The organism is Vibrio sp. 1CM7H (assembly GCF_023161645.1).
GTDB lineage: Bacteria > Pseudomonadota > Gammaproteobacteria > Enterobacterales > Vibrionaceae > Vibrio > Vibrio diabolicus.
Genome location: NZ_JALNTV010000012.1, coordinates 40,434 through 66,690, shown reverse-complemented (window position 1 = coordinate 66,690; position 26,257 = coordinate 40,434). Strand labels below are relative to the sequence as shown.

Annotated in this window: 26 protein-coding genes and 1 tRNA gene; 15 read left to right on the top strand and 12 right to left on the bottom strand. The window is 46.2% G+C overall.

Features of this window, described 5'->3' with window-relative positions; all coding sequences use genetic code 11:
- Positions 1-2: 2 nt before the first annotated feature.
- Positions 3-75, bottom strand: a tRNA-Gly gene (locus MSG33_RS22090).
- A 156-nt stretch (positions 76-231) separates the two neighbouring features.
- A complete protein-coding gene (orn, locus tag MSG33_RS22085; protein WP_248382128.1) occupies positions 232-777 on the bottom strand; it encodes an oligoribonuclease in 546 nt (181 codons plus the stop codon).
- 127 nt (positions 778-904) lie between these two features.
- Between orn and rsgA the strand changes: the two genes are divergently transcribed.
- The 4 genes from rsgA to MSG33_RS22065 all read left to right on the top strand — a co-directional run bounded on the left by rsgA (position 905) and on the right by MSG33_RS22065 (position 5,546).
- A complete protein-coding gene (rsgA, locus tag MSG33_RS22080) occupies positions 905-1,969 on the top strand; it encodes a small ribosomal subunit biogenesis GTPase RsgA (protein ID WP_005395388.1) in 1,065 nt (354 codons plus the stop codon).
- A 116-nt stretch (positions 1,970-2,085) separates the two neighbouring features.
- A complete protein-coding gene (gene asd / locus MSG33_RS22075; protein ID WP_005395389.1) occupies positions 2,086-2,943 on the top strand; it encodes an archaetidylserine decarboxylase in 858 nt (285 codons plus the stop codon).
- Positions 2,944-3,110: 167 nt separating this feature from the next.
- Positions 3,111-4,526: an SLC13 family permease gene (locus tag MSG33_RS22070; protein WP_248382127.1), complete on the top strand. Its 1,416-nt coding sequence runs from the start codon at positions 3,111-3,113 to the stop codon at positions 4,524-4,526.
- Between the two features lie 132 nt (positions 4,527-4,658).
- Positions 4,659-5,546, top strand: a complete 888-nt coding sequence (locus tag MSG33_RS22065) for a DMT family transporter (protein WP_005395397.1) — start codon at positions 4,659-4,661, stop codon at positions 5,544-5,546.
- A gap of 82 nt (positions 5,547-5,628) precedes the next feature.
- On the opposite strand, the gene gpmM is transcribed toward MSG33_RS22065, so the two are convergent.
- Positions 5,629-7,161: a 2,3-bisphosphoglycerate-independent phosphoglycerate mutase gene (gpmM, locus tag MSG33_RS22060; RefSeq protein ID WP_248382125.1), complete on the bottom strand. Its 1,533-nt coding sequence runs from the start codon at positions 7,159-7,161 to the stop codon at positions 5,629-5,631.
- A gap of 547 nt (positions 7,162-7,708) precedes the next feature.
- Between gpmM and MSG33_RS22055 the strand changes: the two genes are divergently transcribed.
- The 5 genes from MSG33_RS22055 to MSG33_RS22035 all read left to right on the top strand — a co-directional run bounded on the left by MSG33_RS22055 (position 7,709) and on the right by MSG33_RS22035 (position 12,158).
- A complete protein-coding gene (locus MSG33_RS22055) occupies positions 7,709-8,143 on the top strand; it encodes a rhodanese-like domain-containing protein (protein WP_005395399.1) in 435 nt (144 codons plus the stop codon).
- Between the two features lie 246 nt (positions 8,144-8,389).
- On the top strand, positions 8,390-8,854 hold the full coding sequence (gene secB, locus MSG33_RS22050) for a protein-export chaperone SecB (RefSeq protein WP_005395400.1): 465 nt from the start codon (positions 8,390-8,392) through the stop codon (positions 8,852-8,854).
- Positions 8,855-9,049: 195 nt separating this feature from the next.
- Positions 9,050-10,087, top strand: coding sequence for an NAD(P)H-dependent glycerol-3-phosphate dehydrogenase (gene gpsA, locus MSG33_RS22045; RefSeq protein WP_134648279.1), 1,038 nt, complete (start codon positions 9,050-9,052; stop codon positions 10,085-10,087).
- 78 nt (positions 10,088-10,165) lie between these two features.
- A complete protein-coding gene (gene cysE, locus MSG33_RS22040) occupies positions 10,166-10,987 on the top strand; it encodes a serine O-acetyltransferase (RefSeq protein ID WP_005395410.1) in 822 nt (273 codons plus the stop codon).
- 25 nt (positions 10,988-11,012) lie between these two features.
- Complete coding sequence (locus tag MSG33_RS22035; protein ID WP_170903524.1) at positions 11,013-12,158, top strand: murein hydrolase activator EnvC; 1,146 nt, start codon at positions 11,013-11,015, stop codon at positions 12,156-12,158.
- A gap of 73 nt (positions 12,159-12,231) precedes the next feature.
- Here the strand turns inward: MSG33_RS22035 and MSG33_RS22030 are convergent, their stop codons facing one another.
- The 4 genes from MSG33_RS22030 to epmA form a co-directional block, all read right to left on the bottom strand.
- Positions 12,232-13,188, bottom strand: a complete 957-nt coding sequence (locus tag MSG33_RS22030) for a DHH family phosphoesterase (protein ID WP_145533601.1) — start codon at positions 13,186-13,188, stop codon at positions 12,232-12,234.
- A gap of 144 nt (positions 13,189-13,332) precedes the next feature.
- Positions 13,333-13,968, bottom strand: a complete 636-nt coding sequence (locus tag MSG33_RS22025) for a TetR/AcrR family transcriptional regulator (protein ID WP_005395413.1) — start codon at positions 13,966-13,968, stop codon at positions 13,333-13,335.
- Positions 13,969-13,989: 21 nt separating this feature from the next.
- Positions 13,990-14,364 (bottom strand): VanZ family protein, encoded by a 375-nt coding sequence (locus MSG33_RS22020; protein WP_005395414.1) that lies wholly within the window; start codon positions 14,362-14,364, stop codon positions 13,990-13,992.
- A 9-nt stretch (positions 14,365-14,373) separates the two neighbouring features.
- A complete protein-coding gene (epmA, locus tag MSG33_RS22015; RefSeq protein WP_152815358.1) occupies positions 14,374-15,345 on the bottom strand; it encodes an elongation factor P--(R)-beta-lysine ligase in 972 nt (323 codons plus the stop codon).
- Between the two features lie 437 nt (positions 15,346-15,782).
- On the opposite strand from epmA, the gene frdA reads away from it, so the two are divergent.
- Genes frdA through frdD form a run of 4 tightly spaced genes read left to right on the top strand, consistent with a single transcriptional unit; the run spans position 15,783 to position 19,114 of the window.
- A complete protein-coding gene (gene frdA / locus MSG33_RS22010) occupies positions 15,783-17,582 on the top strand; it encodes a fumarate reductase (quinol) flavoprotein subunit (protein WP_248382123.1) in 1,800 nt (599 codons plus the stop codon).
- Entirely contained in the window at positions 17,582-18,340 is a 759-nt protein-coding gene (locus tag MSG33_RS22005; protein WP_005381489.1) for a succinate dehydrogenase/fumarate reductase iron-sulfur subunit, read from the top strand. The genes frdA and MSG33_RS22005 overlap by 1 nt, the downstream gene beginning before the upstream one ends.
- 2 nt (positions 18,341-18,342) lie before the next feature.
- The gene (gene frdC / locus MSG33_RS22000) at positions 18,343-18,726 is read left to right on the top strand and encodes a fumarate reductase subunit FrdC (RefSeq protein ID WP_005395419.1); all 384 of its coding nucleotides are present in this window, start codon (positions 18,343-18,345) and stop codon (positions 18,724-18,726) included.
- 10 nt (positions 18,727-18,736) lie between these two features.
- The gene (gene frdD, locus MSG33_RS21995) at positions 18,737-19,114 is read left to right on the top strand and encodes a fumarate reductase subunit FrdD (RefSeq protein ID WP_005395421.1); all 378 of its coding nucleotides are present in this window, start codon (positions 18,737-18,739) and stop codon (positions 19,112-19,114) included.
- 103 nt (positions 19,115-19,217) lie between these two features.
- Here frdD and MSG33_RS21990 read toward each other — a convergent pair whose 3' ends face one another.
- On the bottom strand, positions 19,218-20,621 hold the full coding sequence (locus tag MSG33_RS21990; RefSeq protein ID WP_248382121.1) for an SPFH domain-containing protein: 1,404 nt from the start codon (positions 20,619-20,621) through the stop codon (positions 19,218-19,220).
- A 265-nt stretch (positions 20,622-20,886) separates the two neighbouring features.
- On the bottom strand, positions 20,887-21,453 hold the full coding sequence (efp, locus tag MSG33_RS21985; protein WP_005395425.1) for an elongation factor P: 567 nt from the start codon (positions 21,451-21,453) through the stop codon (positions 20,887-20,889).
- 32 nt (positions 21,454-21,485) lie between these two features.
- Between efp and epmB the strand changes: the two genes are divergently transcribed.
- Positions 21,486-22,508, top strand: a complete 1,023-nt coding sequence (epmB, locus tag MSG33_RS21980) for an EF-P beta-lysylation protein EpmB (RefSeq protein WP_005381502.1) — start codon at positions 21,486-21,488, stop codon at positions 22,506-22,508.
- A 95-nt stretch (positions 22,509-22,603) separates the two neighbouring features.
- The gene (locus tag MSG33_RS21975) at positions 22,604-23,101 is read left to right on the top strand and encodes an MgtC/SapB family protein (protein WP_005395427.1); all 498 of its coding nucleotides are present in this window, start codon (positions 22,604-22,606) and stop codon (positions 23,099-23,101) included.
- 101 nt (positions 23,102-23,202) lie between these two features.
- On the opposite strand, the gene MSG33_RS21970 is transcribed toward MSG33_RS21975, so the two are convergent.
- The 3 genes from MSG33_RS21970 to MSG33_RS21960 all read right to left on the bottom strand — a co-directional run bounded on the left by MSG33_RS21970 (position 23,203) and on the right by MSG33_RS21960 (position 26,097).
- Positions 23,203-23,766 carry a phaC PHA synthase gene (locus MSG33_RS21970; RefSeq protein ID WP_248382119.1) on the bottom strand — a complete coding sequence of 188 codons (564 nt, stop codon included), beginning with the start codon at positions 23,764-23,766 and terminating at the stop codon, positions 23,203-23,205.
- A 316-nt stretch (positions 23,767-24,082) separates the two neighbouring features.
- The gene (gene groL, locus MSG33_RS21965) at positions 24,083-25,729 is read right to left on the bottom strand and encodes a chaperonin GroEL (protein ID WP_005381509.1); all 1,647 of its coding nucleotides are present in this window, start codon (positions 25,727-25,729) and stop codon (positions 24,083-24,085) included.
- A gap of 77 nt (positions 25,730-25,806) precedes the next feature.
- A complete protein-coding gene (locus tag MSG33_RS21960; protein WP_005381516.1) occupies positions 25,807-26,097 on the bottom strand; it encodes a co-chaperone GroES in 291 nt (96 codons plus the stop codon).
- Between the last annotated feature and the right edge of the window lie 160 nt (positions 26,098-26,257).

Below are 26,257 nucleotides of genomic sequence, written 5' to 3'. Positions count from 1 at the left end.
GGAGCGACACACGAGGTTCGAACTCGTGACCTCAACCTTGGCAAGGTTGCGCTCTACCAACTGAGCTAGTGTCGCATCAACAACGTTTCCGCTGTTTAGGGCTGCGAATTATAAGAGCATTTTTTTGTGATGCAAGTCCTTCCTTCAAAAAAACTTTATTTTTTTACTGAACGATGAAAAAGCAATCAAAAGCGATATAAATTACAACAATTTGGATCGCAACCTTAACAGTTAAATCTTGAAAATAGTACCACGATAGTACTTAAGTTCTGCAATCGACTCGCGAATGTCGTCCAAGGCCAAATGTGTTCCCTGTTTTGTGAACCCATTTAATACTTCAGGTTGCCAACGACGCGCCAATTCTTTAAGAGTGCTGACGTCAACATATCGGTAATGAAAGAACTCTTCTAATTCCGGCATGTGTTTGTACAAGAAGCGGCGATCCTGCCCAATGCTGTTACCACATATTGGCGACGCCCCTTTCGGCACCCATTTTTCTAAGAATTCAATGGTTTGTGCGACCGCATCTTGTTCTGAGATTTTACTGTTGCGAACGCGTTCCACCAAGCCGCTTGCCGTATGCGTATTGGTGCACCAATCGTCCATTTTCGCTAGCTCTTCTTCCAGCTGATGAATCGCTAATACTGGACCTTCAGCCAAAATATTTAGCTCGCTATCCGTGACAATAGAAGCAATTTCAATGATTTTGTGCGTTTCAGGATCAAGCCCTGTCATCTCTAAATCAACCCAAATTAGGTTTTGATCGCTAAAGGACATGGTTACGCCGCCTATTTGTTTATCGATAAAAGAGGTACTATACCTCAAAATACGGGAAACACGATACTCACTCAGAGCCAAGATCACGGCTCAACCATTTGAGTAAATTCACATAAAGTACAGAATTGTGGCAAAGAAGAAAAAGTTAACCAAAGGTCAAGTGCGACGCGTACGCAGCAACCAACAAAAGCGTTTAAAAAAGCAAGAAGAGTCCATCCAGTGGGATGAAAACATGCTAGGCGCAAGCAAACAAGGTCTCGTGATCACTCGTTTTGGCCAGCACGCGGATATTGAAGACCTTGAAACAGGCGAGATTCAACGCTGTAACCTTCGCCGTGGTATCGAATCTTTAGTATCTGGCGATCGAGTTTTATGGCGCGAAGGCTTGGAGTCTATGGCTGGCATTTCTGGCGTTGTTGAAGCGGTAGAACCTCGTTCTTCAGTGCTCACTCGTCCAGATTACTACGATGGCCTAAAGCCCGTAGCTGCCAATATTGATCAAATGGTCATTGTCTCCTCGGTACTGCCCGAGCTATCACTGAATATTATTGACCGTTACCTCGTAGCATCAGAAACACTGAATATCGCACCATTGCTGGTCTTAAACAAAGTCGATCTTCTAGAAGCCGATGATCGTGCAATGTATGAAGAATGGCTCAAAGAATATGAACGCATTGGCTATAAAGTGCTTCTGGTAAGCAAGAAGTCTGGAGAAGGCATTGCTGAACTAGAAACTCTGCTGCGTGACCGAATTAATATCTTTGTTGGTCAATCAGGCGTAGGGAAATCCAGCTTAGTCAACGCGTTAATGCCGGAACTAGAGAGCGAAGTGGAAGAAGGCGAAGTTTCCGAGAACTCTGGCTTAGGCCAACACACCACGACAGCAGCGCGCTTGTATCATATTCCGACGGGTGGCGACTTGATCGACTCGCCTGGAGTGCGTGAATTTGGGCTTTGGCATTTGGAAGCAGAAGAAGTAACGAAAGCATTCGTTGAATTCCGACCATACTTAGGCGGTTGTAAGTTCCGAGATTGTAAGCACAATGACGACCCTGGCTGCCTTCTACGTGAAGCTGTTGAGAAAGGGGAAATCAACGAAACTCGCTTTGAAAACTACCATCGCATTTTGGAAAGCATGGTTGAAAACAAAGCAAACCGTCAGTATTCACGCAATAAGAAAGCCGATCTGTAATTAAGTTAAGACTGTAACTGTGTAAAAAGTCTTCACCTAATACTGACAAGCAAATTAAATTTCAGTAACATCACGCGCCCTAAAGCGCGAATCTAACAGAAGTATCGGAATTAAAGATGGACAAGTTTAAAGTTGGACTGCAGTACTGGATCCCACAACACGGCCTCACTCGCCTAATGGGTAAACTGGCTTCAGCAAAAGCTGGCGGTCTAACAACAGCAGTTATTCGTTGGTTTATCAAACAATACAATGTGAACATGGATGAGGCGAAGCACTCAGATCCTAAGCATTTTAAAACATTCAACGAGTTTTTCGTTCGTGAGCTAAAAGAGGGCGCACGCCCAATTTCTGAAGGCGAAAACGTCATCACTCACCCAGCCGACGCTTGTGTTAGCCAATTTGGCCCTATTGAAGATGGTCAACTTATCCAAGCAAAAGGTCATCACTTCTCAGCGCAAGAACTGCTGGGCGGTGACGCGAATTTAGCAAACGAATTTAAAGATGGATCTTTTGCCACGCTGTACCTGTCTCCGCGCGATTACCATCGTGTACACATGCCGTGTGACGGCACACTGCGCCAAATGATTTACGTGCCTGGTGACCTGTTCTCGGTAAACCCACTTACGGCAGAAAACGTTCCAAATCTATTCGCACGTAACGAGCGTGTGGTGTGTATCTTTGACACTGAGTTTGGTCCTATGGCACAAGTGCTTGTTGGCGCAACCATCGTAGGTAGCATTGAGCAAGTATGGGCTGGCACGATCACTCCGCCTCGTGGCAATACTGTCTACAAATGGGATTACCCAGCTGAGGGTGACAAGGCCGTGATCTTGAAAAAAGGCGAAGAGATGGGCCGCTTCAAACTGGGCTCTACTGTTATTAACCTGTTTGCCAAAGACGCGATTGAGTTTGACGCAAGCATGGAAAACGGTAAGCCAACCGTAATGGGCACACCTTACGCCTTGAAAAAATAAACAAAACCCCGTTAAAAAAGCCCTTTCTCAAGGGCTCTTTTTATTGATAAAAAGCAAAATTCCGTTCAAAATTTAGCCTCTATTTCTCAAACTCATACCTGCCTCTAAGACCTTCATTCCACAATCAATTATCCTGCGCTTAGGATGAATATTTAGAGGGGCAGCCAATGCCAAAGATGAGTGTAAACACGCTGGCGAAATTGCTGGTGTGCTTTTTAATTCCGCTCGGTGTTTTGATGATGCCGATTGATGCTATTCCTATTGATGATCTCACTTTAATTCAGCATCGCCTGTTGGCTATTTTTCTTCTTGCTGCCCTACTTTGGGTTCTTGAGCCGGTCCCCGTTTTTGCTACGTCCATTCTTATTATCGCTCTTGAACTGATCATGATATCGGATAAAGGTTTGCATCTATTTCGCAATCCACCAGCGGGGCATGATTTGGGAGAGTTAATTGCTTACACAGATATTTTCTCGGCCTTCTCTTCACCGATCATTATTCTTTTTATGGGTGGGTTTGCCCTCGCCATCGCGGCTTCCAAATACGAACTCGACAACAATCTCGCCCGAGTACTACTAAAACCATTCGGCACACAACCTAAGTTCATCATGCTGGGTTTGATGCTCATTACCGCCGTTTTTTCAATGTTCATGTCCAACACTGCCACGACGGTCATGATGTTGGCGCTGCTCGGTCCAATCGTCGCTTCTGCACCTAAAGGGGAGCTAGGGATTAAAGCGCTGGTGCTGTGCATTCCAATTGCCGCGAATACTGGCGGCATTGCAACTCCGATAGGTACGCCACCTAACGCAATAGCGCTCCAATACCTCACCGGAGAAAACGCCATAGACTTCTTATCCTGGATGACAATGGGCCTACCATTTGTGCTGATACAACTCACTGTTGCTTGGTTTTTGTTGCAGAAGCTGTTTCCGTCCAGCGAACCAGAAATGAAACTAAAGCTGGATGGTACGTTCAAAAAGAGCTGGCGCGCGATCGTCGTCTACATCACTTTTGCACTAACCATTGTGCTTTGGATGACGACAAAAGTGCACGGCATGAACACGTATGTTGTTGCGATTATCCCGCTTGCGGTGTTCACCTTAACGGGCATTATGGGAAAAGAAGAACTCAAGCTGATTAACTGGGACGTGCTATGGCTGGTTGCTGGTGGTATCGCAATTGGTATTGCCTTAGACAAAACGGGTTTAGCCGAAGCATTGGCACACGCCATTGATTACAGCTTACTATCACCATTTGCCGTTGTCTTTGCCCTATCGGTAGTATGTTGGTTAATGGCGAACTTTATGTCTAATACCGCAACGGCAAACTTATTAATGCCTATTGCTGCCGCTATTGGTACATCCATGCCAAGCCTTATTGCGGTTGGTGGCCTACAAGGTTTACTGGTTGTCGTCGCATTCTCCGCATCACTTGGCATGATCTTACCGGTTTCCACGCCACCAAACTCTTTGGCTTATTCAACAGGCCTAATCGAGAGCAAAGACATGGCGAAAGTGGGGCTGATTCTTGGTTTGATTGGTCTATTTATCGTGTATGGCGCAGTTATGGTGCTGTTTTAATCGATAAGCTCCGTGACAGAGCTTGTTGTCATGGAGCTGTTCGCCAGCTATTGCCCTCACAGAGCAGCTTTTACATCCATTAAATTTCGTGCATATTAAGACTCCTCTACTCTACAAGGACGTCGACACATCATGGGTTACGAATGGCTTGCTTTATGTGCCGCTTTTCTGTGGGCAGTTTCTAGCCTTATTTCTGTCATTCCTGCACAACACCTAGGCGCTTTTTCTTACAGCCGCTGGCGCATGGGCTGTACGGCCGTGATCTTATCAACAATGGCCTGGATAACTGGCGGCTGGTTAACGGTTTCTTGGGAACATGTAACGCCAATGATGGCGTCGGGTCTGATTGGAATTTTCATCGGTGATACCGCTCTGTTTGCGTGCTTGAATCGTATGGGACCAAGACAAGCCGGACTACTATTTTCCTGCCATGCGGTATTCTCTGCCATTTTGGGCTACTTCTTATTCAGCGAAGTCATGACCACAATAGAACTACTGGGCGCATCCTTGGTATTTAGCGGCGTAGTGATGGCGATATTCTTTGGTCGAAGAGGCCAAGTGAATAACGTCTTGGAAGAAATTAAAGGTAACATCTGGGTGGGCATTGGACTTGGCTTAACCGCAGCAATGTGCCAAGCATTGGGCGGCATCATCGCCAAGCCAGTAATGCAAACCAGCATTGACCCCGTTGCGGCTTCTGCTATTCGAATGATCAGTGCATTTTTCGCCCACAGCATGTTGTTAGTTCTAGGGGTCAAAGTCGCTCGCTCGACACAACACATTACTTGGCGAGTATTTGGTATTACTGCGCTTAACGGTTTCTTGGCGATGGCCGTCGGCATGACGCTGATCTTATACGCACTGCAAGAAGGAAATGTAGGTATGGTTGCACTGCTATCTTCAACCACGCCAATTATGTTGCTACCGCTACTCTGGATTTACACTAAACGCCGACCAAACCGATTTGCATGGTTGGGCGCAGCCCTAGCTGTGATTGGTGCTGGCATTTTGGTTCAATAACCTTACAGACCAGCCCTTGTTGCCAGATACAAAAAAGCCCGAGTTTAAACTCGGGCTTTTGTCATTCTGAGCAGTTAGTTAATTATTTAACTAGCACTTCACCGGTCATTTCTGCTGGGATTTCTAGACCTGCTAGAGAAAGCATGGTTGGTGCAAGGTCAGACAGTTTGCCGCCTTCTTTGAACTCAACCGCTTTATCACCTACGTAAATAAGAGGAACCGGTAGGTTAGTGTGCGCTGTGTGAGTACCACCCGTTTCTGGGTCAACCATCATTTCTGCGTTACCGTGGTCCGCAGTGATCAGTAGCTGACCGCCAACTTCTTTGATTGCTTCAACTACTTTGCCAACACTTTCATCTAGCGCTTCGATTGCTTTCTCAGCTGCTTCGTAAACGCCAGTGTGACCAACCATATCTGCGTTCGGGTAGTTACAGATGATAGTGTCGAACTTACCAGACTTGATCGCCGCAACCAGTTTCTCTGTAAGCTCAGGGGAGCTCATTTCTGGCTGAAGGTCGTAAGTGGCTACTTTTGGAGAAGCAACAAGCTGGCGCTCTTCGCCTTCAAATTCGTTTTCAACACCGCCGTTGAAGAAGAAAGTCACGTGTGCGTATTTCTCTGTTTCAGAGATACGTAGCTGAGTTTGACCTTGCTTAGACAGCCACTCACCGTACGTGTTTTCTAGAGACGCTGGTGGGAATGCGATTGCTAGAGGGATATCTGCCGCGTATTGAGTCAACATAACGAAGTTAACTGCCGGGAATACCGCACGCTCAAAACCATCAAAGTCAGGCACGAATGCGCGAGTGATTTGACGAGCACGGTCAGCACGGTAGTTCATGAAGATAACCGCATCACCGTCTTGCATGATTGCGTCTTCTTCGCCTTCCGCTTTAATTGCTGTCGCTTTCACGAACTCATCGTTCTCTTCACGAGCGTAAGCGGCTTCTAGACCAGCAACGGCGGTTTCTGCTGTAAACTCAGCTTTCGCTTGAGTCAGAAGATCGTAAGCCACTTGAACGCGATCCCAGTTGTTGTCACGGTCCATAGCGTAGTAGCGACCTACTAGAGAAGCAACACGACCTTTACCTAGTTTCGCGAATAGATCTTGGAAACGTTGTAGCGAGTTTTCAGCACTACGTGGTGGCGTGTCACGACCGTCTAGGAAACAGTGTAGGTAGATTTTCTCAGCGCCACGATCCGCTGCCATTTCAACCGCTGCGTAGATATGGTCTTCATGAGAGTGTACGCCACCTGGAGACATCAGACCCATGATGTGTACCGCTTTCTCTGCTTTAACAGCAGCATCAACTGCTTCAACAAGCGCTGGTGTTTCAGCGAACTCACCGTCAGCGATCGATTTGGTGATACGGGTTAGATCTTGGTATACAACGCGACCTGCGCCAATGTTAGTGTGACCAACTTCTGAGTTACCCATTTGACCATCAGGAAGGCCAACATCCATGCCAGAAGCAGAGATTAGAGTGTGTGGGTTATTCGCAATCAGAGCATCCATTACTGGTGTTTTCGCATTCGCAATTGCGTTACTTGCTGTGTCTTCACGGTAACCGTAACCGTCAAGGATAACTAGAGCCAGTGGCTTCTTAGCTGACATAGTGATGACCTCATCAAATTTAAGTAACTTTTGGCGTAGGGCCTCGCTGCCCTATCTAACCTTGAAACAAAACTAGCGTAATTTTACTACACTTTTTAACCAAAACTGTAGGTTAAGATCAAATAATGTTTGCGATTTATTGTTGCTATCTTACAAGTTAAGCGAACAACGAGTCAGTGCCGACAAACGTGTTCCACAAGCATAGTCATTCCTAGTACGCTTTGTACACCCCAGTCTAGGTTCGGTTTTCTTACGGTTCTGATTCTTGTTTTTGCACCTGAAACAGCGCTTATTTAACGCATTATCGAACAAGATTGGTTAGTGCCTATTGTTCGCTTTTTTCGGTAAAACAAAAGTCACTTAAGTCGATAAATCCAATAGGCAAAAACAATCAAGCTACCATAGTCCAATGCGCGGATGGCAATAACATAAAGGGTTTATAGAGATCTCAATTATTCGTTAGAAAATTTTAACCCTCTCGCCTAAGAGGCTTAACCCCGCTATACTCCTGCTTTATTTTTCCGCCAACAGCGTAAGAGCTCAAGACATGCAAGAGTACATTGAATTTTTCCAACAGAACATGATTCTATCTTTGGTTTGGGTAGGTCTTCTTGTCGCCTTTATCATGAACATCGTGAAGTCAGCGACGGCCGCATACAAAGAAATCAACGTAAACCAACTGACTCATCTTATGAACCGTGAAAACGGCGTTGTAGTGGATATCCGCACAAAGGACGAGTTCAAAAAAGGTCATATCACCGACTCACTTCACATTTTACCGTCAGATATCAAAGCGGGTAACTTTGGTAGCCTTGAAAACCACAAATCAGACCCAATCATTGTGGTATGCAAGACGGGGCAAAACGCTCAAGAAAGCGCGAACCTATTAGTAAAAGCAGGCTTTGAAAAAGTAAGCCTACTGAAGAACGGCTTGATTGCATGGAACGAAGCGAACCTGCCTTTAGTACGTGGTAAAAAGTAATACCCGGCAGCTTCGATAACGTGGCAGAGGCAAAAGACAAGGTTCGCACCAAGCGTGTTTTTGCCAAGCTTCGTGGATAATAAACTGAGCAAATTGAAAGCAGTTGAAGCATTAAGTTGTGACGCTTTGCACGTAATACACGCTTCATCTAGTCAAGGTAGATTGGCTCAGTTAGTCTCGGGACATACCAGTTTTCTGAGTTTAGACGTTTCTAGGCTCTACAAATATTTATTTAAGGATTAAAAAATGGCTGAAGCAGCACCTCAAGAAGCACAACAAAACTTCGCAATTCAACGCATCTTCCTAAAAGACGTTTCGTTCGAAGCGCCAAACTCTCCAGTAATCTTCCAAAAAGAATGGAACCCAGACGTTAAACTAGACCTAGACACTCAAAGCCGTGAGCTTGGTGAAGGCGTTTACGAAGTTGTTCTACGTCTAACCGTTACTGTGAAGAACGAAGAAGAGACAGCGTTCCTATGTGAAGTTCAACAAGGTGGTATCTTTACTGCTGAGCAAATGGAAGCAGGCCAACTTGCACATTGCCTAGGCGCATTCTGCCCGAACATCCTATTCCCATACGCTCGTGAAACTATCTCAAGCCTAGTGGTTAAAGGTACGTTCCCTCAACTGAACCTAGCGCCAGTTAACTTCGACGCGCTATTCATGAACTACCTACAACAGCAAGCTCAACAAGGCGAAGCTGAAGCGTAATTAACGTTTTGTAAGTGACGAATAGCCTGAGTGCTGACGTCACCGACTCTAATAAAATGCACAGAGCGTCTACCATCCGATGCAATGTGCATTTTTTATTTCTGACAAAAGTTCCTAGTTCCTAATCGCCAGAAGGCGTAAAATTTGACGATTAGGAACTAGATTCTACTAGTAGAAAGACAATTAGGCGGTAGCATGACACAAGCAAATACAAACAATGCTTACGGTAAAGACATCGCAATGACGGTGATTGGCGCAGGTTCATACGGTACCTCTCTGGCGATCTCACTCGCTCGTAACGGCGCGAACGTAGTCCTTTGGGGACACGAGCCTGAGCACATGGCACGTTTAGAAGCGGATCGCGCGAACCACGCTTTCTTACCTGGTGTTGATTTCCCTGAAAGCTTGATCATTGAATCGGATTTAGAAAAAGCCGTACAAGCAAGCCGAGATTTATTGGTTGTGGTTCCAAGCCATGTCTTTGGCATCGTGCTAAACAGCTGTAAACCATTCTTGCGCGAGGACTCTCGCATCTGTTGGGCAACCAAAGGGCTTGAACCTGAAACGGGGCGCCTGCTGAAAGACGTCGCTTATGACATTATCGGTGAAAACTACTCACTAGCAGTATTGTCTGGCCCAACGTTTGCAAAAGAGCTCGCAATGGGTATGCCGACTGCAATTTCAGTTGCGTCTCCTGATTCTGAATTTGTTGCGGATCTACAAGAAAAAATCCACTGTAGCAAAACCTTCCGCGTATACGCCAATAGTGACTTTATTGGTATGCAATTGGGCGGCGCGGTGAAAAACGTTATCGCGATTGGTGCGGGTATGTCTGATGGTATCGGTTTTGGAGCCAACGCGCGTACTGCATTGATTACTCGTGGTTTGGCCGAAATGAGTCGTCTTGGTGCTGCGCTTGGTGCAAAACCAGAAACCTTCATGGGTATGGCTGGTTTGGGCGACCTTGTCCTAACGTGTACCGACAATCAATCACGCAACCGCCGCTTTGGTTTAGCGCTAGGTCAAGGTAAAGACGTCGACACGGCACAAGAAGAAATTGGCCAAGTCGTAGAAGGCTACCGCAACACGAAAGAAGTATGGATGCTCTCTCAACGCATGGGTGTTGAGATGCCAATTGTTGATCAAATTTATCAAGTATTGTATCAAGGGAAGGATGCACGCCTGGCAGCGCAAGATTTACTTGCTCGTGACAAAAAAGCCGAAGGAAAGTAGCACTCTACGCCCCTTCGCACCTCATCTGAGAAGAATAGAAGTTGTCGGGTCACGGAAGAACCACTCAGGATATTGAGAATGAAACACTGCGAAAAACAAAAAGTCTGGAACAGAATTGTCTCAGAAGCCCGCGAAATGTCAGAGCAAGAGCCAATGCTGGCCAGCTTTTACCATGCCACCATCATCAAGCATGAAAGTTTCTGTGCCGCGCTCAGCTACATTTTGGCAAACAAGTTAAACACGGCATCGATGCCAGCAATGGCAGTACGTGAAGTGGTAGAAGAAGCGTTCTCTGCCGACCCAACCATTACCGATTGTGCCGCTTGTGACATTTGTGCCACAGTTAATCGCGACCCTGCAGTTTCGATGTACTCTATGCCGCTGCTGTACTTAAAGGGCTACCACGCTCTGCAAGGCTACCGCGTGGCAAACTGGCTATGGAAACAAGGGCGCCATGCACTGGCAACCTACCTGCAAAACCAAATTTCGGTTGCGTGTCAGGTAGACATTCACCCGGCAGCACGCATTGGTAGCGGCATCATGCTCGACCACGCGACAGGTATTGTCATCGGTGAAACTGCAGTTATCGATAATGACGTCTCAATTCTACAAGACGTTACCTTAGGCGGTACGGGTAAAGAGTGCGGCGATCGTCACCCGAAAATCCGTGAAGGTGTGATGATTGGTGCAGGTGCAAAAATTCTTGGCAATATCGAAGTGGGCGAAGGCGCGAAAATCGGCTCTTGCTCTGTGGTATTGCAAGCAGTACCACCACACACAACTGTGGCGGGGGTTCCTGCGAAAATCGTCGGTCGTCCAAAAACGGACAAACCTTCTCTCGATATGGATCAAGGCTTTAATGGTAAATCACAAAGCTTTATCCATGGAGATGGTATTTAATCGTCAACAAACCTTTGACAACAACGTGGTAGGTAAATCTCAAGTGCGAAAACAAAATCACCCTGTTCTACGCTCGGCTATTTTATTAACTTGTGCTTTATCTGCCACATATCCCCTCGCCTCTTCTGCCGCTAGTCAACAAGAGCTCAAAGGCGTATCAAGTGAGATAAGCCGTCAACGCAAATCTCTCTCTTCCCAAGAAAAGCAACTCAACGAGCTACAAAAATCGCTTAAAGAACAAGAACTTGGCATTTCTAAACTTGAACGCGAAATAAGACAAACCAAATCTGAGCTCGCACAAGCAGACAAAAACATAGACAAGCTAGAAGATAAAATTGCCTTGCAAGAAGCGCAGCGCCAAGAGCAAGAGGAAGAGCTCAAACAGTTGCTGCAAACGTATTACGTGACCGAACGAGCAAAAGCCAATGGGCACTTGTTGAATCAAGGTGTGGAAGAAGACCGCATGAGTCAATACTTCCAGCACTTAGCCAAAGCGCGTGCGGAAGTGATTGATGCAATCACCAAAACCACTCAAGAATTGGCACACAACAAAAACCAGCTTGAGCTAGAAAAAGAGCAAATCGAGACGTTACTCAAACAGCAATCTGAGAAACGTACTGCGCTGGCAAGTACACAATCCAAACGTAAGCAAACCCTGAATAAAATTCAGAGCAGTATCAAGAACGATAAACGCTACCTTGCTGAACTGCAGCGCAACGAAACACGCCTAAAAGCCGAGATCGCCAAAGCGGCTAAGCGTAATGCCGTGCCAATGGACGGACTGGGCAAACAGCGCGGTAAACTGCCATGGCCACTCAAAGGTCGTGTATTACACAACTTCGGTACTCGCCAAACCGGGCAAGTAAACTGGAAGGGAATGGTGCTTGCGGCCAATTACGGTCAACAAGTGAAAGCCGTTTATCCTGGTACTGTAGTGTTTGCGGAGTATTTACGCGGTTATGGCTTAGTGGTGTTGCTTGACCACGGCAAAGGCGATATGACGCTCTACGGCTACAACCAAGCGTTGACGAAAAAAGAAGGCGATCGAGTGACCGCAGGCGAAGTGATCGCTCTTGCGGGTGATACTGGCGGGCAAGATCGCGCATCACTGTATTTCGAAATTCGCCGCAACAGTGAAGCACAAAACCCGAAATCTTGGTTGAAGCGCTGATTATCTGACTCATCGACTTATAATAAAAAAGGAGCCACTCGGCTCCTTTTTTGTATTCATATTTTGGCAAATGCTATACGTAGTACGTTTCTACCGCATCAATAAAAGCACTTACATCATCTTTGCTTAAGGCGTTGATGCCTGCCGCCGCTTCTCGGCCGCCACCAGTTGGAAACTGCCCACACACGGCAACGGCGCCTTGTTTGTTGTTCAACGGGGCGCGTAGAGAGACCGTGTAAGTGCCATCTGCATTTTCGGTGAGTACTGCATGAGCAGAATCTGGGTTTTGATTTGCCAGCCAATTGCCATAAACACCACTGATTCGACGTGATGCGGCCGTGTTTGGTAGTTCGAACAGCTTCAGCTTACCGCTCTCATGCGTGGCAGGCACTGCCAGAGCGGCATCCATATCTTGTCGGTAAGCAGATTGCAGTTGGTAGTAAGGCGAAGTTTTATCTTCAATTACATCAAATGGCGACGCGTACTTCAGCAAAGCTTGGTATAAATCCGCTGGATGGAAATGTAAGTCATCCACTTTCGAACCGTAACCGTTGTAATTAATCAAAGTGCCAAGCTCTTTAAGCTGCGCTTTCTGATCGTGTGACAAGCCGACCTTGTCAGCCAATTCATCTGCTTTCGCGATCATGTTATCGCCATAAGCCGCCGTAATCGCCCATGTGTGAAAACGTCCATTTAGCAATTGATCGACAATTAAAGCCGTACACATGTTGGCATCGAGATCGATGTGCGCATCCAAGTTGCCATGCTGAGGAATATCACCCGCCTTATGGTGATCGGCGTAAAACACGTGCGCGCCTTGAGCCAATGCTTGCTCTAGGCCTACCATGTTCTTTTCCATCGAAATGTCTAACACCGTTAACTCATCACCCGCTTGCACGTCTACTTTTTCCACCAGCTTGATATCGCGCTTTACACCAGTAATTAACTGAGCCTCGATAGGATCAGCCAAGCGTAATTGTAGAAGCGCAATGATGCCATCAGCATCGCCATTAAAAATGTCGTAATTCATGGAGCGATAGTTCCTTTATCGAGAGTCATATCCCAGAGAGGGCTGAACGGTATGAGGACTATTGTGCGTGGCATATTTGACAAGTCAACTCGAGCCACGACTCGAAAATGAGAGTGACTCTCGAAATATTAAGCAGTTTGACGTTTAACTGTGTAGATTGCTGACCGCATCTTCCAGTAACAGTAGCTGCTCTAACCCCTGCTCAGTTGCTAATGGCTTAACGACATTAAGCATCTGCAACATCCCTTGCTTCACCATTTGCTCAGTGATGCTGGTTTTCGAAGCCATTGCAGATTGATACGCCAACCAGCTACACGCAATCAAATGCAACGTACACACCAGTGACTTCAACTGCTGTTGATCTACATTAAGCAGCTTCAGCGATACAAACTCTTGCATGATCGCAATGAGGTTCGCTTGCAGCTTTTCTTGCACATCGATGTACTGCTCATGTAACTGCTCATCTCGTGACAAGATCTCAGGTAGATTCGCGTAGAAAAAGCGGTATTTCCACATTAGCGTAAAGATGGAATCTAGGTAGCTCTTCAGCATAGTCAGGCTTTCCTGTGAGCCTTGAATAGGGGTAAATCTTTCTAAAAGTTCTGCTGAATAAAGCGCAAAGATCTCACGAACAATTTCTTGCTTATTACGGAAGTGGTAATACAGATTACCTGGGCTAATTTCGATGTGATCGGCAATGTGATTGGTGGTGATGTTGCGTTCACCATGTTGGTTGAACAACTCCAGTGCCGCGTAGACTATTTTGTCGCGCGTTTTCATTGTTATCGTGTTCCCTCTTCATTAACGAATCGAGTATAGCGACTTCACCAACCTAGGTCGATAGAGGCTCCAAATACGGTAACATAACAGACCAGTTAGAATACCCGTTGAGTTGGCGACAAGGTCTAACCAAGAAGTTTGTCTTCCGACATACCCTTGTAGCCATTCGATGGCAGCACTAAATAATAAGATACCAATCGCCACCGCCCAACGTTGACGCCAACGCCACACGCAAAAGCAACCTAAAAACGCAAATCCGCTGTACGCCATGGCGTGCTGCATTTTATCAAGATACGCAATGTTGCCCCAGTCTTGCAACTCTCCCGAGCTCAACGATAAGTAAGCGATCAGTATTGCGTAGCTGAGAATGACCAAACGTGCAGCAGCCAAGTTCATTGAATATCCTTATGCGATTGGGAATGGAAAAGCCGTCACTTGATCAATGTGGTCACAGCCGAGCGCTAGCATGATCAAACGATCGATGCCTAACGCAACACCCGCACAATCTGGCAACCCTGCCTCCAATGCGGAGATCAAATGATAGTCGATTGGCTGCGGTTTTAAACCCATGTCGAGACGCTTCGCGTTATCTTGCTCAAAACGCGCCAGTTGCTCTTTCGGGTTATCGAGTTCATGGAACCCATTTGCCAGCTCAATTCCCTTAAAATACACCTCAAAGCGATCCGCAACACGATGGTCTTGAGGATTGATTTTCGCAAGCGCCGCCTGCGATGCCGGGAAGTCGTACACAAAAGCAGGCACATCCTGACCAATTTTGTGTTCGACTCCCACGCTAAATAGCAATTGCAGTAACGTATCGCGATCTTCTTCAGGCTCTGCAATGTCACTCAAACCCAGCTTGCTTGCCGCCGCTTTCAGCTCCGTCATCGAGCCTTCTAGTGGGCACACACCCAACACATCAATGAAGGCTTGTTGATACGTCATGCGCTGCGCTGCGCCACACTTCAATACCAGTTGCAACAGATCATCCATTTCATCCATCAATTTATGATGGTCAAAGCCAACGCGATACCACTCCAACATCGTGAATTCTGGATTGTGGTAACGACCATTTTCTTCGTTACGAAATGCTTTGTTGATTTGATAAATACAACCGCTGCCAGCCGCCAGCAGGCGCTTCATGTGGAATTCAGGGCTGGTCATAAAGAACAGCTTGCTACCATCGGCGTAATCCGGGCCAACAAACTCGGTTTGGAAAGTATGCAAATGAATGTCGGTCACGGTTGCGTGACTCATGGCTGGCGTGTCGACTTCCATCACCTGTCGATCAGCGAAGAATTGGCGAATCGACGCGATTAACGTCGCACGTTGACGAAGTTGGTCAATGGAAGCAGTAGGTTGCCAGTTGGTTTGCATAACAAGTCTCTCAAAACTCTAATTTAGCGCGTAAAAACCCATTCTACATGCTTTTCACTGTTCAACGAGAGGGGAATTTCCCTTCTCTATTCTCCCGCCACATTGTTCAAATTTGAGGCAAGCATTACTCGTGCCGCAGCACAAAAAACACTCAGTTAAAATCCTATTATCCATGCGGTTAATGTCACGCAACACAGGTTTAACATCCCTAATGTTAATGCTTGAGGGCCAAAACCTCGATGCCGTGATAGCAGTCACATAACCTATAAATTCTATGCCCTTAAGTGCATTACCGAAGCAAAAACCCAATTACATCAATTTTTCTGCCATGTGGCTCATCTACACTAACCCTACTACTTTTGGGGAGTTCTTTTTAAAGAGCGCCTCGTAATGACAATAACAAGCGGATTTCCGCAATCACACACTGGAGGATAACTGTGCAAATTATCACCACAGATATCGCAGTCATCGGCGCAGGCGGCGCTGGTCTTCGTACTGCTATTGCAGCGGCTGAAGCAAACCCAGACTTAGAAGTCGCTCTGATTTCTAAAGTTTATCCAATGCGCTCCCACACGGTCGCTGCAGAGGGTGGCTCAGCAGCAGTTATCAAGGATGAAGATAGCTTAGACAACCACTTCAACGACACTGTTGGCGGTGGTGACTGGCTATGTGAACAGGACGTTGTTGAATACTTTGTAGAGAACGCGACTCGCGAAATGATCCAAATGGAGCAATGGGGTTGCCCATGGAGTCGTAAAGAGAACGGTGAAGTCAACGTACGCCGCTTTGGTGGTATGAAGGTTGAACGTACTTGGTTCGCTGCAGATAAAACTGGCTTCCACATGCTTCATACGCTATTCCAGACATCCATGAAGTACAGCAACATCAAACGCTTTGATGAGTACTTTGTGGTGGATCTGCTTGTTGATGAAGGCGAAGTTCAAGGTCTGATTGCTATTCACATGTCTGAAGGCGAGCTTGTTACTATCAAAGCAAAATCTGTTGTTCTAGCAACAGGTGGCGCGGGCCGTGTTTACCACTGTAACACCAACGGCGGTATCGTAACGGGCGATGGCATGGCAATGGCTTACCGTCACGGCGTTCCTCTACGTGATATGGAATTCGTTCAATACCATCCGACCGGTCTTCCTGGCACAGGTATCCTGATGACGGAAGGTTGTCGTGGTGAAGGCGGTATCATCGTTAACAAGAACGGCTACCGTTACCTACAAGATTACGGCATGGGTCCTGAAACTCCAGTTGGCCAACCGAAGAACAAATACATGGAACTGGGTCCTCGTGACAAAGTTTCTCAAGCTTTCTGGCACGAACAACAGAAAGGCAACACCATCAAACACCCACTGGGTGACGTGGTGCACCTAGACCTTCGCCACCTTGGTGAAGAGTACCTACAAGAGCGTCTACCGTTCATCTGTGAGCTAGCAAAAGCTTACGTAAACGTAGACCCTGCAAAAGAGCCAATTCCAATTCGTCCAACGGTTCACTACACCATGGGTGGTATCGAGACAAACGGCGGCTGTGAAACTCGCATTAAAGGTCTATTCGCGGTTGGTGAATGTGCGTCTGTTGGTCTTCATGGTGCAAACCGTCTAGGTTCTAACTCATTGGCTGAGTTTGTGGTATTTGGTCGCGTAGCGGGTGAAAACGCAGTGAAACGCGCTGAAGAATTCAAAGGTTGGAACGATTCTGCAATCGATGCTCAAGTGAAAGCAGTTGAAGAGCGCATCGCCAAACTGATGAACCAAGAAGGTGATGAGAACTGGGCAAACATCCGCACGGAAATGGGTCATACCATGGAAGCGGGTTGTGGTATCTACCGTCAAGAAGATTTGATGCAAGAAACCATTAACAAGATCACCGAACTAAAAGAACGCTACAAACGCATCAGCATTAAAGACAAAGGCAAAGTGTTTAACACTGATCTTCTGTACGCAATTGAAGTGGGTTACGGCCTAGAAGTCGCAGAAGCGATGGTTCACTCTGCGATTCTACGTAAAGAATCTCGCGGTGCGCACCAACGTCTAGACGACGGTTGTACAGAACGTGATGACGTGAACTTCCTAAAACACTCACTTGCTTTCTACAAACCAGATTCAGCGCCAAGTATCGATTACAGCAATGTGACTATCACTAAGTCACAACCAAAAGCTCGTCTATACGGTGAAGCAGCAGAAAAAGCCGCAGCTGAAGAGAAGAACGCAGAGGAGCAAGCATAATGTCAGCAAATCGCATTCAAAAAGTAGACATTCTGCGTTATGACCCAGAAAAAGATGCAGAACCATACAAGCAAACATTCGAAGTGCCATTCGATGAAACCATGTCTGTGCTTGACGCACTGGGCTACATTAAAGATCACCTAGACAAAGATCTGTCTTACCGTTGGTCTTGCCGTATGGCGATCTGTGGTTCTTGCGGCATCATGGTGAACAACGTACCGAAGCTTGCTTGTAAGAGCTTCCTACGTGATTACCCAGACGGTGTGACTATCGAGCCTCTAGCGAACTTCCCAATCGAGAAAGACTTGATTGTTGATATGACGCCGTTCATCGAACGTCTTGAAGCAATCAAACCGTACATCATTGGTAACGACCGTAAGCCGGAAGACGGTACGAACTTGCAAACGCCAGAGCAAATGGCGAAATACAAGCAGTTCGCTGGTTGTATCAACTGCGGTCTTTGCTACGCGGCGTGTCCTCAGTTTGGTCTAAACCCTGAATTCATCGGTCCTGCGGCACTAACGCTAGCGCACCGCTACAACCTAGACAGCCGTGACAACGGTAAAGATGAGCGCATGAAGCTTATCAACGGTGAAAACGGTGCTTGGGGTTGTACGTTTGTTGGTTACTGTTCTGAAGTTTGTCCGAAGAACGTTGACCCAGCAGCGGCAGTAAACCAAGGCAAAGTGGAGTCTTCTATGGACTTCGTGATTGCTATGTTGAAACCTGATGGTTCACCAAAGAAAGTGGAGGCATAAGGATGAGCAATCGTAAACCTTACGTTCGTGAAGTAAAACGCACTTGGTGGAAGAACCATCCTTTCTACCGCTTCTACATGCTACGTGAAGCGACTGTGCTGCCTTTGATCCTATTCACTCTGTTCCTAACTTTCGGTTTAGGTTGCTTGGTGAAAGGCCCTGAAGCATGGCAAGGTTGGTTGGATTTTATGGCAAACCCAATCGTAGTCGCAATCAACATCGTTGCACTACTAGGTAGCCTATTCCACGCTCAAACTTTCTTCAGCATGATGCCACAAGTAATGCCAATTCGTTTGAAAGGCAAACTAGTGGACAAGAAAATCATCGTATTGACTCAGTGGGCCGCGGTTGCGTTCATCTCACTGATCGTTCTCATCGTGGTGTAAGGAGCTGAGCATGAAACCGAATTATAGTGTAAACACATCACCAAAACGTTCTGATGAGCCAATCTGGTGGGGTCTATTTGGTGCTGGCGGTACTTGGTTCGCGATGATCACGCCAATCACGGTATTGGTGCTAGGTATCTTGGTCCCACTAGGCGTGATTGATGCAGAAGCGATGAGCTACGAGCGTGTCTCCGAATTCGCAACCAGTATCATCGGTGCGCTATTCATCATTGGCACCCTAGCTCTACCAATGTGGCATGCGATGCACCGTGTACACCACGGCATGCACGACCTTAAATTCCACACTGGTGTGATAGGTAAAATTGCGTGCTATGCATTTGCAGGCCTCATTACTGCACTAGCCGTTATCTTTATCTTCATGATTTAAGATACTGACTAAAAAAGAAAAAGCTGGCTCTATGCCAGCTTTTTTTATTGCTTTGGGTTACCCATGATCTTTTTGCTTTTTAAGCTTTTGACCACCCATGATCTTATTGCTGTATGACCTTCTTCGTTTGGTCCATAAGACCCAGGGCACCAAAGCCAGTAATCACATCTAGGTTTGTTTTCAAGCCCGTTTCTTCGCTACCACCAATGTAGTTTTGTGGCATCTGAACTTGGAAGTTTTGCAAGTTGTTGTACAACGAGTTCGCTACGTCTCGATTCAACTCTGCCAAATAAACTTCACGGTTTGCCCCTAACGCCGAGTACTTCGCTTTTAGGACCTCAGATTCTGCACGACCTTTCGCTAATATCGCTTTCGCTTCAAACTCAGCAGAAAGTGCGTTCGCCTTTTGAATGGCTAAGTTAGCCTCTGCGATAGCTAGCTCTTTCTCCTTCTCGACTTCAGCAAGTCGTTTGGTTTTTTCCACTTCAACGATTTCACGCTCTGCAATCTGACGTGCAACTTCCACTTCTTTTTGCTGAGCAATAATAGCGAGTTCTTTACCACGCTGAGCGTCTTGCACTTCACGTGTTCGTTGAATCTCTTTGCGTAACTGCTCGGTCTCTGCCTGTGCTTTCGACGTTTCTTGTTCCTGAATCGCGCGAATACGATCCGCCACTAAACGCTTTTTATCCGCCAATAGCTGATCCAATTGCTTTTCTGGCTGTGGATCACCAATGGTCACCTGCGTCACTTGAATGCCGTATTGTTGTAACGGGTTGTCTTGACGAATTGGTTGCCCAGTTTTATCTACAACTGGCACCGTTTTCCAAACCAGTTGATTGGTGCGCTGTAGTTGGTTCGCATTGGCCTGATTCGCCCCAACAGGCGCAAGATCCAACTCTTCCACTTCAACCTGACGTCGCTCTGTTAGATAAATCCCCTCTCGCAACTGATCGCCAAGTTTCGATTTGAACTGGTTCAAACCACCTTGGAAAAACTCTTCACCCGTGTATTGGGTAGCAGTAATCACCGTCACGTTACGTGCGTTCTTTACAAGCAGCGCATCAATCAAGTTACTGTTGTTACGGAACTCTTTGTGCATCTTCTTCGCCGCTTCAGGGTCATTACTGAGCTTAAAGCGGAATGTTACGGGGATCTGACCAATGTAGGTGTCGGCAAACCGAACCTGAATCGCATCAAGACGTTGATAAAAATCTTCGCCCTTGCTGTTACCGAATGACACAGTGATCACTTGGTCATACTTGGTGATTTTGGACAGAAATGGCATGCGAAAATGAATGCCAGGTTCAGTAAACACATCCAACTCACCAGTGATATTGTTCTGATGCACGTAGCTGTAACCTGCATCGGTCATCAGCACAGAGCTATTAATCGTTAAGCCTATTGCCAACAGCGGTACGCCAAACACCGCAGCTTTCAATCCTTTGTGTAGTAACTGACGTCTTTCTTCCACCTTTAAACCCCTTCCTAAGCCTCTGCTTTCCATTTTGTTCTCCTTTTTGGATTGTTACTGAGTTAAATCGATAAAAATCAGATTGCTATGCAACTCAACAACAAGAACTAATGTATCAAAATGTTACATTAAGGAATAATCGACAGATTCATGAAATAAATAAGATTTTTACGAATAATACAAAATCATCGAAAATTTGCGGAGGATATCGATTTTCTATGCAGGGACATTCAAGAGAGAATTACAGGCAATAAAAAAGGCCGCCGAAGCGACCTTTCAAACAATCAATCTAAAGTGCTTACTTCACACGGCCTACGTATTCGGCCGTACGAGTATCAACGCGAATCACTTCACCAATTGAGATGAACAGAGGAACACGAACAACAGCGCCAGTTGATAGCGTAGCTGGTTTACCGCCAGTACCTTGAGTATCACCTTTCAGGCCTGGATCTGTGTCTACCACTTCTAGCTCAACGAAGTTTGGTGGAGTAACAGTAATTGGGTTACCGTTCCAAAGTGTGATCATACAAGTGTTGTTTTCTACCAACCACTTAGCGTTGTCACCTACCGCTTTTGCGTCTGCTGCGATCTGTTCAAACGTTTCACTGTTCATAAAGTGGTAGAATTCGCCGTCTGAATATAGATAATCTAGGTCGATATCCATTACGTCTGCCACTTCACAAGTGTCACCAGACTTGAATGTTTTCTCTAGCACTTTACCAGAAAGAAGTTTACGAATTTTAACGCGGTTGAACGCTTGGCCTTTACCTGGTTTAACGTATTCGTTTTCCAGAATTACACAAGGCTCGTTATCAAGCATTAACTTAAGACCGCCTTTAAATTCATTGGTGCTAACTGTAGCCATTTTTTCCTCTTACATTCTTAGAGCTAAATTCAATGCCGCACATAATAACCCGAAAAGTCGAATCTGTTGAGCAAAACTGGCTCAAACAGTTGGCGAATGGGATCTCTGATCCTGCAAAATTGCTCGAAATACTGGAAATAGATCCTTCACCGTGGCAAGACGGGTTTGCCGCGCGCAAGCTGTTTGCACAGCGTGTACCGCAAAGTTTTGTCGATAGGATGGAGAAAGGCAACCCTAAAGACCCTCTTTTACGTCAGGTTTTACCATTAAGTGACGAATTTGAAGTACATCCGGGCTATTCCAACGATCCGTTAGAAGAGCAGGATAATGAAGTCCCTGGTCTGCTACACAAGTATCGCAACCGCGCCTTAATGATCGTCAAAGGTGGCTGCGCGGTAAATTGCCGTTACTGTTTTCGTCGTCACTTCCCATATCAAGAAAATAAAAGCGGCAAGCAGGCATGGACAAAGTGCTTAGAGTACATGGCGCAGCAACCAGAGTTGAACGAAGTCATCTTCTCAGGTGGTGATCCATTAATGGCAAAAGACGATGAAATTCATTGGCTTTTAGAGCATATTGCTCACATACCTCACATCAAACGTCTGCGTATTCATAGCCGTTTACCTGTGGTGATTCCCGCTCGAGTCACTGATGAACTATGCCAACTGCTGCAAGCATCAAGGTTGCAAATCATCCTTGTGACTCACATCAACCATGCCAACGAAATCAATGACGAATTTGCTGAACAGATGTTCAAGCTCAAAAGAGCAGGCGTTACGCTTCTAAACCAAGGCGTTCTGCTGAAAGGCGTGAATGATTCGGTAGAAGCTCAAGTGGCATTAAGTGAAGCCTTATTTGACGCGGGTATCTTGCCTTATTACCTCCACGTTCTTGATAAGGTGCAAGGCGCGGCGCACTACTTTATTTCGGACGAAGAAGCAAAAGCCATTATGCGCGGACTCATCACGCGTGTATCGGGTTACCTGGTACCAAAACTGACACGAGAAATTGGTGGCAGGCCAAGTAAAACGCCATTGGATTTGCATTTAGAATAGGTCCTGACGCTCAATTAAATTTGTCGTCACGACCGTTCCTTTTTGTTCGCTTTGCACGGTAAGTCTATGCATACTCCGCTCTTTTGGAGGTCAAGATGCATACAGCACTCGAACAAATTTTCGATCTTGGCCCATTCAGCTGGCCTGCCCTACTATGCTGTGCCATTAATGGGCTAATGATCGGTATCGAACGCCAAACTCGTGGTAAACCTGTTGGCATTCGCACGGCAATTCTTATTATTTCAGGCACTTACCTGTTTATGTCGATGGCAGTATCGTTATCGCCAAATACACTCGATCAAGCACGCGTGCTTGGTCAGATTATTACTGGCGTCGGCTTCTTAGGCGCAGGCGTGATGATGACACTCGATGGAAAAATCCACGGCGTAACATCCGCAGCGGTTATTTGGGTACTGGCAGGATTAGGGTTGATGATCGGTTTGGGTTATTTAACGCAGTCGGTGGTCATTACCCTACTGGCTTTAACGGTGTTACTGGGCGTGGATAAAGCAGAAAACCACATCAAAGCATTGCGCCGAGGGGTTCACCAAAGAATTCAACAACGCAAAACCTCATCCCGCTTAATTAAATAGTTAACGCCGCCGATAAACTCGCTTCACCCCATCAGTAATTAAAAAGCCCTCGACGAATATCGAGGGCTTTCGGTATCTAAAAATTCTGACTTGCTCGGGGATTATTTAGCGAAGTTGATGAGTGGGAAACACTTGAAGAAACCGTTATCCGCACAGTTCAAAAGACCAATTTGTACGCCATCAATTTGATCGGTCATGTTGAAGAAACCAAACTGGAAGTTAGACTTTTTAGAGATACTCGCCAAGCCCACATCCGCCATGGTGTAGCCTTCAGAATAGTTCACCGCGCTCCAGTTCAAGCCTTTTACATTGTTCGTAATGTTGACAGCACCCAAGTTAACACCCGTCGTCTGACCTTGGTTCCAGTTAACTAAGCCTAAAGACGCACCTTTCATTTCTTGGTTTACCTTTGCTGCACCAAAAAACAGACCGAAGTTCACACCTGTCGTACGATCCGTTTCTGACATACCAAGCAGTGAAAAGTCGACACCTTTAACCTCATTCACCTGTCCATGCAACACAGCTAAACGAACACCACCAACTGACGAGCTAGAAGGTGCGTTTGTGTTGTCGATAGTAGAGAACATCACAGGTGTACTGTCAGCAAGAGCAACTGGTGATGCGATAGCGGCTGCAACCGCCAATGACGTCATAAGCTTTTTCATTTTCATCTCCATGATGGGAAGCAACAATTTACAACATAGTGTAATGTTCAGATTTTGCGCTATCCACGTTCAAAAAGTGTTAGCGGTAGGTCAGATTTAACCATCTGACTCAAAAGAAAAAATTTTATCGCTTCTATTTTCATGTTTTTCCACTGACATTTCTTGAACTCGCCTCTCACAATCGAAGCCACATCAGAATGCTATATTTCTCGGATAACGCACATAAAAAAGTCGAGGCAAATGCCTCGACTTTTAAAGGTTTGGTCGGTTATCTTTCCGCTATAAGGATTCCCTTAGAGCAAAGAGATAAGCTGGCTTACATCATGCCACCCATACCGCCCATGCCACCCATGCCGCCCATGTCAGGCATCGCTGGTGCGTCTTTTTGCGGTAGGTCAGTAACCATTGCTTCAGTCGTGATCATCAGACCCGCAACCGATGCTGCGAACTGTAGCGCAGAACGAGTTACTTTCGTTGGGTCTAGAATACCCATCTCTAGCATGTCGCCGTATTCGCCTGTTGCCGCGTTGTAACCGTAAGAGCCTTCACCCGCTTTCACATTGTTCGCAACCACTGAGTCTTCCTCACCTGCGTTCTTCGTGATTTGACGGATTGGCGCTTCCATTGCACGTAGTGCAACGCGGATACCAACGTTTTGCTCTTCGTTGTCACCCGTTAGGTGAGCAATCTTAGATGCCGCGCGGATAAGTGCAACACCACCACCAGCAACAACACCTTCTTCAACCGCTGCACGAGTCGCGGCTAGCGCATCTTCTACACGGTCTTTCTTCTCTTTCATTTCAACTTCAGTTGCTGCACCAACTTTGATTACTGCAACACCGCCAGCCAGTTTCGCTACGCGCTCTTGTAGTTTCTCTTTGTCGTAGTCTGAAGTTGCGTCTTCGATTTGTTGACGAATCTGAGCTACGCGACCAGAGATCATCTCTTCCTCACCGATACCATCGATGATAGTCGTGTTTTCTTTCGTGATAGAAACACGCTTCGCTTGACCTAGATCTTCTAGTGCTACTTTTTCAAGCTCTAGACCGATTTCTTCAGAAATAACAGTACCGCCAGTTAGGATCGCGATGTCTTGTAGCATTGCTTTACGACGGTCACCGAAGCCAGGTGCTTTCACTGCTGCAACTTTCACGATGCCACGCATGTTGTTGACAACCAATGTTGCTAGCGCTTCGCCTTCTACATCTTCTGCGATGATAAGCAGTGGACGAGACGCTTTCGCTACAGCTTCTAGCGTTGGAAGAAGTTCACGAATGTTTGAGATCTTCTTATCAACTAACAGGATAAATGGGTTTTCTAGATCAACACTGCCTGACTCTTGGTTGTTGATGAAGTAAGGAGATAGGTAACCGCGGTCGAACTGCATACCTTCTACTACGTCTAGCTCATCTTGTAGCGCCTGACCTTCTTCAACAGTGATAACGCCATCACGGCCCACACGCTCCATTGCTTCAGCAATGATGTTACCTACGCTTGCGTCTGAGTTTGCAGAGATAGTACCAACCTGTGCGATCGCTTTCGTGTCGTTACATTCAACAGAAAGCTCTTTTAGTTGCTCTACTGCTGCAGCTACTGCTTTGTCGATACCACGCTTAAGGTCCATTGGGTTCATACCCGCTGCGACTGCTTTTAGACCTTCGTTTACGATAGATTGTGCTAGTACTGTTGCTGTTGTTGTACCGTCACCTGCCGCGTCGTTTGCTTTAGACGCAACTTCTTTAACCATTTGTGCGCCCATGTTCTGGAATTTATCTTCCAGTTCAATTTCACGCGCTACTGATACACCATCTTTCGTGATAGTCGGTGCACCAAAAGATTTGTCTAGAACGACATTACGTCCTTTAGGACCCAGTGTTACTTTTACTGCGTCAGCCAGAACGTTTACACCTTCTAGCATTTTAACTCGTGCGTCATTACCAAATTTAACGTCTTTAGCAGCCATCTTTGATTTCCTTTCTAAAATTCTTTGTGTGTAATTTCGTAATTGAATCTGAGTAAAAAATTACTCAATGATTGCTATTATTCAACGATCGCCATGATGTCGTTTTCAGACATGACAAGCACTTCTTTACCGTCGATTTTTTCAGTTTTTGTACCGTAACCTTCAGCGAAGATAACAGTATCACCAACTTTAACGTCCAGCGGCAGTACTGTGCCGTTTTCTAGGATGCGGCCTTTACCCACAGCTAGAACAACACCGCGAGTTGATTTTTCTGCAGCAGAACCAGTCAGAACGATGCCACCAGCAGACTTAGATTCAACTTCTTTACGTTCAACGATAACTCGGTCATGTAATGGACGAATGTTCATCGGTCGTCTCTCCTGAAAATTTCCATGTTTATTTGATAATTGTCCTTAGGGACTTTAGCCCCAGACACGTGATCCCTATATAAGGGGTCGAAGCAGCGATCCCAAGGGGGGGGCACAAAATTTTTGTGACTTAGTTAAAATAACGAACAACTAAGCAACG

Coding starts and splice junctions, on each gene's coding strand:
- orn (WP_248382128.1), bottom strand. CDS start 777: ATGTCCTTTAGCGATCAAAACCTAATTTGGGTTGATTTAGAGATGACA.
- asd (WP_005395389.1), top strand. CDS start 2,086: ATGGACAAGTTTAAAGTTGGACTGCAGTACTGGATCCCACAACACGGC.
- MSG33_RS22070 (WP_248382127.1), top strand. CDS start 3,111: ATGCCAAAGATGAGTGTAAACACGCTGGCGAAATTGCTGGTGTGCTTT.
- MSG33_RS22065 (WP_005395397.1), top strand. CDS start 4,659: ATGGGTTACGAATGGCTTGCTTTATGTGCCGCTTTTCTGTGGGCAGTT.
- gpmM (WP_248382125.1), bottom strand. CDS start 7,161: ATGTCAGCTAAGAAGCCACTGGCTCTAGTTATCCTTGACGGTTACGGT.
- MSG33_RS22055 (WP_005395399.1), top strand. CDS start 7,709: ATGCAAGAGTACATTGAATTTTTCCAACAGAACATGATTCTATCTTTG.
- secB (WP_005395400.1), top strand. CDS start 8,390: ATGGCTGAAGCAGCACCTCAAGAAGCACAACAAAACTTCGCAATTCAA.
- gpsA (WP_134648279.1), top strand. CDS start 9,050: ATGACACAAGCAAATACAAACAATGCTTACGGTAAAGACATCGCAATG.
- cysE (WP_005395410.1), top strand. CDS start 10,166: ATGAAACACTGCGAAAAACAAAAAGTCTGGAACAGAATTGTCTCAGAA.
- MSG33_RS22030 (WP_145533601.1), bottom strand. CDS start 13,188: ATGAATTACGACATTTTTAATGGCGATGCTGATGGCATCATTGCGCTT.
- MSG33_RS22025 (WP_005395413.1), bottom strand. CDS start 13,968: ATGAAAACGCGCGACAAAATAGTCTACGCGGCACTGGAGTTGTTCAAC.
- MSG33_RS22020 (WP_005395414.1), bottom strand. CDS start 14,364: ATGAACTTGGCTGCTGCACGTTTGGTCATTCTCAGCTACGCAATACTG.
- epmA (WP_152815358.1), bottom strand. CDS start 15,345: ATGCAAACCAACTGGCAACCTACTGCTTCCATTGACCAACTTCGTCAA.
- MSG33_RS22005 (WP_005381489.1), top strand. CDS start 17,582: ATGTCAGCAAATCGCATTCAAAAAGTAGACATTCTGCGTTATGACCCA.
- frdC (WP_005395419.1), top strand. CDS start 18,343: ATGAGCAATCGTAAACCTTACGTTCGTGAAGTAAAACGCACTTGGTGG.
- frdD (WP_005395421.1), top strand. CDS start 18,737: ATGAAACCGAATTATAGTGTAAACACATCACCAAAACGTTCTGATGAG.
- MSG33_RS21990 (WP_248382121.1), bottom strand. CDS start 20,621: ATGGAAAGCAGAGGCTTAGGAAGGGGTTTAAAGGTGGAAGAAAGACGT.
- efp (WP_005395425.1), bottom strand. CDS start 21,453: ATGGCTACAGTTAGCACCAATGAATTTAAAGGCGGTCTTAAGTTAATG.
- epmB (WP_005381502.1), top strand. CDS start 21,486: ATGCCGCACATAATAACCCGAAAAGTCGAATCTGTTGAGCAAAACTGG.
- MSG33_RS21975 (WP_005395427.1), top strand. CDS start 22,604: ATGCATACAGCACTCGAACAAATTTTCGATCTTGGCCCATTCAGCTGG.
- MSG33_RS21970 (WP_248382119.1), bottom strand. CDS start 23,766: ATGAAAAAGCTTATGACGTCATTGGCGGTTGCAGCCGCTATCGCATCA.
- groL (WP_005381509.1), bottom strand. CDS start 25,729: ATGGCTGCTAAAGACGTTAAATTTGGTAATGACGCACGAGTTAAAATG.
- MSG33_RS21960 (WP_005381516.1), bottom strand. CDS start 26,097: ATGAACATTCGTCCATTACATGACCGAGTTATCGTTGAACGTAAAGAA.